Genomic DNA, 8259 nt, shown 5'->3' with positions numbered 1-8259 from the left:
GACGCGGGCGGCGATCGCCGAGTGCGCGGCGGCGTGCGGCGGTCCGTTCCACGGCGGGGTGCTGCGATTGCGCGGCGACGTCCCGATCGGGCTGGGGATGGGGTCCTCCACCACCGACGTCGTCGCCGCCGTGCGGGCCGTGGAGTCCTCCTACGGCGTCGCACTCGGTCCCGATGCGCTCGCCCGGATCGCGGTGACCTGTGAACAGGCGAGCGACCCGCTCATGTTCGGCACCGGACCGCTGTTGTTCGCGCAACGGCAGGGTGCGGTGCTGGAGACCTTCCACGGTGCGTGGCCGTCCGTGTTCGTCGTCGGCTGCCGTACCGGCGGCGGAGCGGCGGTGGACACGCTGTCCCTGCCCGCCGACGCCTACCGGCCCGAGGACGTCCACGCCTACGAGTGGCTGCGGCGGTTGACGCGCCGGGCCGTCGCCGAGGAGGACGCAGCCCTGCTGGGCCGGGTCTGTACGGCGAGCGCCCGGCTCAACCAGCGGGTGCTGGTCAAGCCGGAGCTCGGCGAACTCCTGCGGATCGCCGACGCGACGGGGGCGGTGGGCGTACAGGTGGCACACAGCGGCAACGTGACCGGCCTGCTGTACGCCGTGGACGGCGTGTCACCGCACCGGCTGCGGCAGCGACTGCGGCGGTGCGTGGCGGCGTTGCGGAGTAACGGCATGCCCGTGACGCGGATCTTCACCACCCGGCCGACACCGGAAGGGAAGTATGGACCAGCACATCACCGACGTTCTCGCCCGTCCGGGCCTGGTGCGGGTGGACGAGGGTCTTTTCTGTCTGCGGTTCGAGAGCATGAAGGTCGTCTCGGCGCTGGCGGCCGTGGAGTACCTGCTGGACAACAAGACCGTCCGGCCCGGTGACACCCTCGTGGACAGTTCCAGCGGCATCTACGCGTACGCGCTGGCCCTGGCCTGTCACCGGTACGGCCTCGGCTGCCACATCGTCGGCTCGGTGACCGTCGACGAGGCGCTGCGGGTGCAGCTGGAGATACTCGGGGCCCGGCTCGACCGGATGGAACCGTCCGACGACCTGGCGCTCGACCAGCGGCGGAGAGTGCACCGGGTTCGTGAACTCCTGGCCACGATGCCGCGGTACCACTGGATGCGGCAGTACCACGACGACATCCATTACCGCGGCTACGCCACGGTGGCTGAGCGCATCACCACCGAGCTGGGGACGCCGCCCGGTGGTCTGACGGTCGTGGGCGGCGTGGGCTCGGGAGCCTCGACCGGTTCGCTCGCGACACACCTGCGGCGCCGTGACCCCGCGGTGACGCTCGTGGGGGTGCAGCCGTTCGGCAGTGTGACGTTCGGCAGTGAGCACGTCCGTGACCCCGACATCATCGTCGCGGGGATCGGGAGTTCGATCCCGTTCGGCAATGTCCGGCACGACGCCTACGACGCGATTCACTGGATCGGCTTCACCGCGGCGGTGTCCGGCAGTGTGGAGCTGCTGCGCCGGCACGCCGTCTTCGCCGGGCTGTCCAGCGGCGCCGCCTACCTCGCGGCGCGGTACGAACGCGACCGCGCACCGGAGCGGACCGTGCTGTTCCTGGCGGCCGATACCGGGCACCGGTATGTCGACTCGGTGTTCAGCAGGCATGGTGAGGTGTCCTCGGTGGCGGAGCTCGCTCCCCGGTGTGTCGAAACGGTCGAGCAGTTGCGCCTGCCGTGGTGCCGGATGGACCGGAATCGCGCGGTACCGGTGTGATACCGCGACGGCGCGCGGACCGACGTCCCGAGGGACTGTGAGACGGCCCGGCGGGGGCCTCGTCCGGCTGCACCGGGTCGTCCCGATCGACGGGACCCCACCACCCGCGACGGAGCCGGACGGACGAGGATCCGCCACGCGGATGGCGTGCCGGGTCCTCTCGCCGGTCAACCGTCGCGGTCGGCGGGGGCCCGGACCCTGGCCGCCGGGTCCGGTCCGGTCAGCGCCGGTCCGTCAGGGTGGGCAGGGCCGACTGCGGGTCCGTGGCCTTCTTCGGCCGGTTGTGCGGCAGCAATGCCAGTACCTTGGACATCGCGCAGGTGTTGCTCAGCGCGGCGAAGGTCAGACCGCCGCCGACGAAGCCGGCGATCCACTTCAGCGGCTCGAAGGCGATGCTGCTCAGCACGCCGGTGAGCACGAGCAGCCCGGCGGTCAGCCGCACCTGGCGCTCCATCGGCCACACGTCGCTGCCGCGCTCGACGGCCCCGCCGTCCTGCTCCCAGCGGGAGACGCCGCCGGAGAGCACCCGCAGCCGGGTGGCACCCGAGGACTCCAGCAGATTCCGCGCCTGCTCGGCACGCGCACCGGAGGCACAGGCGAGCACGATCGGCTCGTCGTGCCGCACGGTCACATTCTCCTGGGCGCGCAACACGTCCAGCGGCAGGTTCACCGAGCCGGGGATGTGCACCGCCTCGAACTCGCCCGGGGTCCGCACGTCGATGACGCGCACCGGGGAGCCGTCGTCGAGCAGTTCCTTCAGGCCGGAAGTGTCCAGCGTGGTCGGGGATGCGGTGGTCGACATACGTTCCTCTCGTTCGCACAGGGGGACACCGCGGACGGTGGTGGTCCGCGGTGTCCGGTCGGTCGTTCGCGCGGTCGGCTCAGGAGCCGTCGGTCAGCTCGACGCCGGAGTCGGCGGCGTTGCCGAACAGGTCGTCGATGAGGACGGCGTCGCGGCCCGCGCTCTCCAGCACGGAGGCGGCCGCCGCCGCGCGGTACCCACTGCCGCAGTGCACCCAGACGGAACCCGCGGGCAGTTCGTCGACGCGGTCCTTGAGCTCGTAGAGCGGGATGTGCACCGCGCCGGTGACGTGCGCGGAGCCGAATTCGTTGTGCGTCCGGACGTCGAGGACGACGTCCGGGTTCGGCAGGCCGTCGGCGCCGCCGTTCTTCCGGGCCTCGGCGAGATCGACGAACGTGGCCGTCGGCAGCTGGGCCAGCTGTGCGCGGTCGGCGGCCAGTTCCTCCGGCGTGCCGGTGGCCGCGCCGGCGAACTCGTCGATGCCGATCCGGGCCAGCTCCCGCTGGGCGGTGGACACCTGCTCGGAGGTTTCCCCGAGCAGGGTGAGCGGGGCGCCCCAGTCGATCATCCAGCCGAGCCAGGTTACCATCGGCCCGTCCAGGCCGAGGCTGATCGTGCCCGCGAGGTGCGAGCGCACGTACGCCTTGCGGGCACGCAGATCCACGACCCACTCCCCGGCCTCCAGCCTGCGCCGCAGCTCGTCCGGGTCGGCCCGGGTCGGTGCCCGCAGGTCGATCGGCGCGGGCCCCTGGGAGTTCTGCACACCCATGTGCGCGTAGTAGGCCGGGTACGCGTCCAGGCCGGACAGGGTCTGCTCGACGAACTGGTCCCGGGCCAGCGTCAGCGCCGGGTTGTTCTGCTTCTGGTCACCGATGGTCGCGGAATCACCTTCGGCCTGGGTGGCCGAGCAGAAACTGCCGAACCCGTGCGTCGGGTAGATCTGCGTGCCTTCGGGGAGCATGTCGGCGAGCTTCCGGGCGGAGGCGTGCTGGTGCCGGGCCAGCTCCTCGCTGTGGTCCTCGCCGACCAGGTCGGTCCGCCCGGTCGTGCCGTAGAGCAGGGAGCCGCCGGTGAACACCGCCACCGGGCCCGCCGAGCCCTCCAGCACGTAGGACAGGTGGTGGTAGGTGTGTCCCGGCGTCTTCACCGCCCGCACCCGCAGGCGCTCCGAGACGTCGACGACCTCGCCGTCGGAGAGCCCGCGACGGTGGAAGGGGACCACGTCCTCGGCGGAGAGCGCGTACTCGGCGCCGGTCAGCCGGGACAGCTCCAGGCCGCCGGAGACGTAGTCGTTGTGCACGTGGGTCTCCACCACGAGCGCGATCCGCACACCGAGTCGCCCCGCGAGCCCGACCACCCGGTCGATGTCCCGCTGCGGGTCGACGACCACGGCCGCGTCGCCGTCGGTGGCCAGGTAGCTGCGGTCGCCCAGCGACGAGGTCTCCACGACCTCGACCGCCAGTCCGCCCGCGAGCTGATGCTGCTGCGCTGTCTGCGCGGTCATCATCCACGCCCTTTCTTCTCGTCTCGGCGCATGCCCGGTCGGCGCCGGGTCGGTTTCCCGGGGTTGCCGTCTCCGTACGACTATACCCCCAGGGGTATCCGACGCATCTCGACCTCCACCGATTCCCGGGCGCGGTCCGTCAGGCGAGCGAGAGGAACAGTCGTTCGAGCTCCTGCTCGGTCATCTCGGGTTCGTCGCCGTTCTCGCGGGCCTGTTCGCAGTACCGCATTCCGCTGGCGACGATCTTGAATCCGGCCCGGTCCAGCGCGCGGGACACCGCGGCCAGCTGGGTGAGGACTTGGGCGCAGTCGCTCCCCTCCTCCATGGCCTCGATCACTCCGGCCAGTTGGCCCTGCGCACGACGCAGGCGCGTGAGCGCGTCCCCGGTCAGTTCCGGCTTCAGCTCCATGGCAATCACCTCCGCGACAATCATACCCAAGGGGGTATGTGTACTCCTGCGAATCCCAGCATCCGGAACGCGAGAAACTTGACCGGATGTTCCCGCGGCACACCCTCGTTCAACCCGCGAGTCGCCACCCCGTGCCCGCGAGTTGACGATCCGCGCTCGCGAGTCGACGCCGCACGCCCGCGGGCTCTCGCCGACGACCGGACCGCCGCTGTTCGGTGGGCCGGGAGGCGTCCCGGGGTGGGAGCACGCGCGCGACAACTCGTCGGTACAAAGCGTCGACTCGGTGTCTTGGAGTGTCAACTCGCGGGTGTGGGTGGCGGTCGGTCAGGAGTTCCCGTCGCCGAGGGTGTGGCGGAGGTCGGTACGGATCTCCAGCAGGTGGGCGATCAGCGGGTCGGTGTCGACGGTGGCGAAGCGGGCGGTCGGCAGGGCGACGGACAGTGCCACGTGGCGGCCGTCCACGGCCCCGGCGGAGGCGCCGAGCGCGGTCACACCCGGCTCGCTCTCGTCGTGATTGATGCCGTAGTGCGTGCGGCGCACCGTGGTGATCTCGTCGTGCAGGGTGGCCGCTGAGTCCGGCTCGCCGTGCGTCGCGGTGGTCAGCAGGGTGTCGACCTCGGCCGGGTCGAGGTCGGCGAGCATGGCCTTGCCGCCGGAGGTGCGGGCCGCGGGCATCCGCACGCCGGTGCGCAGGCCGACCCGCAACGGTCGGCGACCCTCGATGCCGTCCAGGAAGTGGACCTCGGCGCCCGTGCGGACCATCAGGTGCACGGTCTCGCCGACGGCGTCGAAGAGCCGTTCGAGATACGGGCGCACCCGTGCCGACAGCGGGCGGACGCCGTCCCGCTCCGCCAGTCCGAGCAGGGCCGGTCCGGGTGCGTACCGGCGGCCCTCGGCGCGGACGGCGAACTCCCGGTGGCGCAGCGTGGACAACAGCCGGTGCGCCGTCGACGGGGTCACCCCCAGCGCGCGGCCCGCCTCGGTGACGCTCAGTTGGCCCTGCTCCGCCAGCAGGGCCAACAGGGTCAGTGCGCGGTCGACCGACTCCACGCGATACGGCTCGTCTTTCTGCTCCACAGAAAAATCGTACCGGCATCTTTGCGCGATACAAAACTCTGCCTAGGCTCTCCGGACAGCGCGGCGGTGCCGGGACGACCGTCCGCGGTGGCTGCCGACCAGGTCTGGAGGAGAAGGTCATGCCCACGGATCAAGTGATCATCGCCGGAGGCGGGATCGGTGGCCTCGGGGCGGCGGTGATGCTCGCGCAACGGGGCGTGCGGGTCCGGGTCCTCGAACGCGCACCCGAGTTCGGCGAGGTGGGGGCGGGTCTGCAACTCGCCCCGAACGTCACCCGGCTGCTCGACGAGGTCGGGGTGCTGGAGAAGATCCTCCCGCTGTCCCTCGCGCCCAGCAGGCTGGTGTTCCGCAACGCGGCCAGCGGTGAGGAGTTGACGCATCTCGACCTCGCCGACGCCCGCGAGCGCTACGGCGGGCCCTACCTGGTGCTGCACCGCAGTGACCTGCTGCGCGCCCTGCTCGGAACGGCCGAGGCGGAACCCGGGATCACCCTGCACACCGGCCACCACGTCAGCGGGGTGCGGGATCGGGGCGAAGACGTCGTCGTGCGCTGCGACAACGGCGCCGAGTTCACCGGCGAGCTGCTCGTCGGCGCCGACGGGCTGCACTCCACGCTGCGCGCCGAACTCGTCGACGACGAGCCGATCTGCTCGGGTTACGTGGCCTACCGGGGTGCGGTGCCGGTCGAGGACGTCGACCTGCACTCGTCCCTGGACGACGTCGCGGTCTGGATGGGGCCCGGCCTGCACCTGGTGCAGTACCCGGTGCGCGCGGGCAAGCTCTACAACCAGGTCGCGGTGTTCCGCAGCCAGGAGTACCTCGACGGCGAGCAGGACTGGGGCACCCCCGAGGAGCTGGACCGCACCTACGCGGGCATGTGCGAGGGCGTGCGCGGGGCGATCCCGTCGCTGCGGCGGGACAACCGGTGGCCGATGTACGACCGCAGGCCGATCGGGACCTGGACCAAGGGCCGGATCACCCTGCTCGGCGACGCCGCACACCCGATGCTGCAGTACCTCGCGCAGGGGGCGGGGCAGTCGCTGTTGGACGGGGTGGCGCTGGCCGGGCCGTTGTCCGGTCTCGGTGACGGACCCTGGTCGGCCGGCGACCTGGCCCGGGCGCTGGAGGTCTACGAACGGGAGCGGGTCGAGTTCGCGGGCACGGTGCAGGAGCGGGCCCGGACCTGGGGCGACATCTGGCACGTGGACGACCCCGTCTCCACCCTGTTGCGCGACGAGGTCTTCCGCAGCCGCGACATCCACGACTACCACCTCGTCGACTGGCTGTACCGCCCCGTGAACGAACCCACCCTGCCCACCTCCACCACCCCTCCGCTGGGGGGTGTGTCGTGAAGGGCACTTTTCCTGCGTCACACGCAGTGAATGTGCCCCTCGCTGCGTCCCGCGCAGCGAATGTGCCCTTCACGGCAACCCACGGGACGGGCGGCACGAAGCGGACATTCAGCAGGCGCACTGTGACACCGAGGACGACGAAGGAGACGTTATGTCGGTGAACCCGGGTGAGGAGATCGACCACGACTCGGTCGACAACCGGATGACCGCGCAGGACAGCCCCGAGCTCGAGAAGCTCTACCGGGACTTCGACGACGAACACCTGGTTCCGTTGTGGACCCAGATCGGCGACCTGATGCCGATGACTCCGAAGCCCCGGGCCGTGCCACACGTGTGGCGATGGTCGTCGCTCTACCCGCTCGCGCAGCAGGCGGGCGATCTCGTGCCGGTCGGGCGCGGTGGGGAACGGCGCGCGATCGCGCTGGCCAATCCCGGCCTCGACGGCAACGCCTACGCCACCCCGACCCTGTGGGCGGCGATCCAGTATCTCGGGCCGCGGGAGACGGCCCCGGAACACCGGCACGCCCAGAACGCGTTCCGCTTCGTCGTGGAGGGCGAGGGGGTCTGGACGGTGGTCGACGGCGACCCGGTGCGGATGTCGCGCGGCGACTTCCTGCTCACCCCGGGGTGGCACTTCCACGGCCACCACAACGAGACGGATCAGCCGATGGCGTGGCTGGACGGGCTGGACATCCCGTTCTCGCACTACACCGACGTCGGATTCTTCGAGTTCGGCGCGGACCGGGTCACCGACTACTCCAGGCCGAACGTCTCCCGCAGCGAGCGCCTGTGGGCCCATCCCGGGCTGCGTCCGCTCTCCGGCCTGCGGAACACGGTGTCGTCCCCGATCGGCGCCTACCGCTGGGAGCACACCGACGCCGCGCTGACCCAGCAGCTGCTGCTGGAGGACGAGGGTCAGCCCGCCACGGTCGATCAGGGTCACGCCGCCGTGCGGTTCGTCAACCCCACCACCGGTGGTGACGTCATGCCGACGATCCGCGCCGAGTTCCACCGCCTGCGCGCGGGCACGGCGACCCCGGCCCGGCGCGAGGTCGGCTCCAGCGTGTTCCAGGTGTTCGAGGGTCGTGGCCAGGTGGTGCTGGACGGCGTCGAGCACCCGCTGGAGAAGGGCGATCTGTTCGTCGTGCCGTCGTGGGCCGAGTGCTCGCTGCAGGGTGAGCAGCAGTTCGACCTGTTCCGCTTCTCCGACGCCCCGATCATGGAGCGTCTGCATTTCAACCGGATCCACACCGAAGGAGAACAAGCATGAGGCTGGCGACCATCCGCCGGGGCGGCACGACCGCCGCCGTGCGCGTCGAGGGCACGACGGCCGTCGAGACCGGACACCCCGACGTCGGGGCGCTGCTGCGGGACGGCGGCCTCGACGCAGC

General features: G+C 71.2%; 8 protein-coding genes. 4 read left to right on the top strand and 4 right to left on the bottom strand.

Going from position 1 to position 8259, the window contains the following annotated elements:
• Window positions 1-874, top strand: an 874-nt coding sequence (locus SACHA_RS23830) for a GHMP family kinase ATP-binding protein (RefSeq protein WP_019808864.1), incomplete at its 5' end; no start/stop codon positions are given.
• Window positions 807-1724: a pyridoxal-phosphate dependent enzyme gene (locus SACHA_RS0108620; protein WP_019808862.1), complete on the top strand. Its 918-nt coding sequence runs from the start codon at window positions 807-809 to the stop codon at window positions 1722-1724. The genes SACHA_RS23830 and SACHA_RS0108620, both read left to right, overlap by 68 nt.
• Window positions 1725-1944: 220 nt before the next feature.
• On the opposite strand, the gene SACHA_RS0108615 is transcribed toward SACHA_RS0108620, so the two are convergent.
• From SACHA_RS0108615 to SACHA_RS0108600, 4 genes are all read right to left on the bottom strand, one after another.
• On the bottom strand, window positions 1945-2526 hold the full coding sequence (locus SACHA_RS0108615) for a rhodanese-like domain-containing protein (RefSeq protein WP_019808860.1): 582 nt from the start codon (window positions 2524-2526) through the stop codon (window positions 1945-1947).
• A 79-nt stretch (window positions 2527-2605) separates the two neighbouring features.
• On the bottom strand, window positions 2606-4033 hold the full coding sequence (locus SACHA_RS0108610; protein WP_019808858.1) for an MBL fold metallo-hydrolase: 1428 nt from the start codon (window positions 4031-4033) through the stop codon (window positions 2606-2608).
• A 136-nt stretch (window positions 4034-4169) separates the two neighbouring features.
• Window positions 4170-4439: a metal-sensitive transcriptional regulator gene (locus SACHA_RS0108605; protein ID WP_019808856.1), complete on the bottom strand. Its 270-nt coding sequence runs from the start codon at window positions 4437-4439 to the stop codon at window positions 4170-4172.
• A gap of 324 nt (window positions 4440-4763) precedes the next feature.
• Entirely contained in the window at window positions 4764-5516 is a 753-nt protein-coding gene (locus SACHA_RS0108600; protein WP_028663005.1) for an IclR family transcriptional regulator, read from the bottom strand.
• Between the two features lie 119 nt (window positions 5517-5635).
• On the opposite strand from SACHA_RS0108600, the gene SACHA_RS0108595 reads away from it, so the two are divergent.
• Window positions 5636-6868: an FAD-dependent monooxygenase gene (locus SACHA_RS0108595; RefSeq protein ID WP_028663004.1), complete on the top strand. Its 1233-nt coding sequence runs from the start codon at window positions 5636-5638 to the stop codon at window positions 6866-6868.
• Window positions 6869-7070: 202 nt separating this feature from the next.
• Window positions 7071-8138 carry a cupin domain-containing protein gene (locus SACHA_RS0108590; protein ID WP_408640322.1) on the top strand — a complete coding sequence of 356 codons (1068 nt, stop codon included), beginning with the start codon at window positions 7071-7073 and terminating at the stop codon, window positions 8136-8138.
• The last annotated feature ends 121 nt before the right edge of the window (window positions 8139-8259 follow it).

It is taken from the genome of Saccharomonospora halophila 8, from assembly GCF_000383775.1.
GTDB lineage: Bacteria > Actinomycetota > Actinomycetes > Mycobacteriales > Pseudonocardiaceae > Saccharomonospora > Saccharomonospora halophila.
This window is presented reverse-complemented; position numbering and strand designations above follow the sequence as displayed.

Bases quoted from the DNA above. Each gene is read 5' to 3' on its own strand.
- SACHA_RS0108605 (WP_019808856.1), bottom strand. From the start codon at position 4,439: ATGGAGCTGAAGCCGGAACTGACCGGGGACGCGCTCACGCGCCTGCGT.
- SACHA_RS0108615 (WP_019808860.1), bottom strand. From the start codon at position 2,526: ATGTCGACCACCGCATCCCCGACCACGCTGGACACTTCCGGCCTGAAG.
- SACHA_RS0108620 (WP_019808862.1), top strand. From the start codon at position 807: ATGAAGGTCGTCTCGGCGCTGGCGGCCGTGGAGTACCTGCTGGACAAC.
- SACHA_RS0108595 (WP_028663004.1), top strand. From the start codon at position 5,636: ATGCCCACGGATCAAGTGATCATCGCCGGAGGCGGGATCGGTGGCCTC.
- SACHA_RS0108610 (WP_019808858.1), bottom strand. From the start codon at position 4,033: ATGATGACCGCGCAGACAGCGCAGCAGCATCAGCTCGCGGGCGGACTG.
- SACHA_RS0108590 (WP_408640322.1), top strand. From the start codon at position 7,071: ATGACCGCGCAGGACAGCCCCGAGCTCGAGAAGCTCTACCGGGACTTC.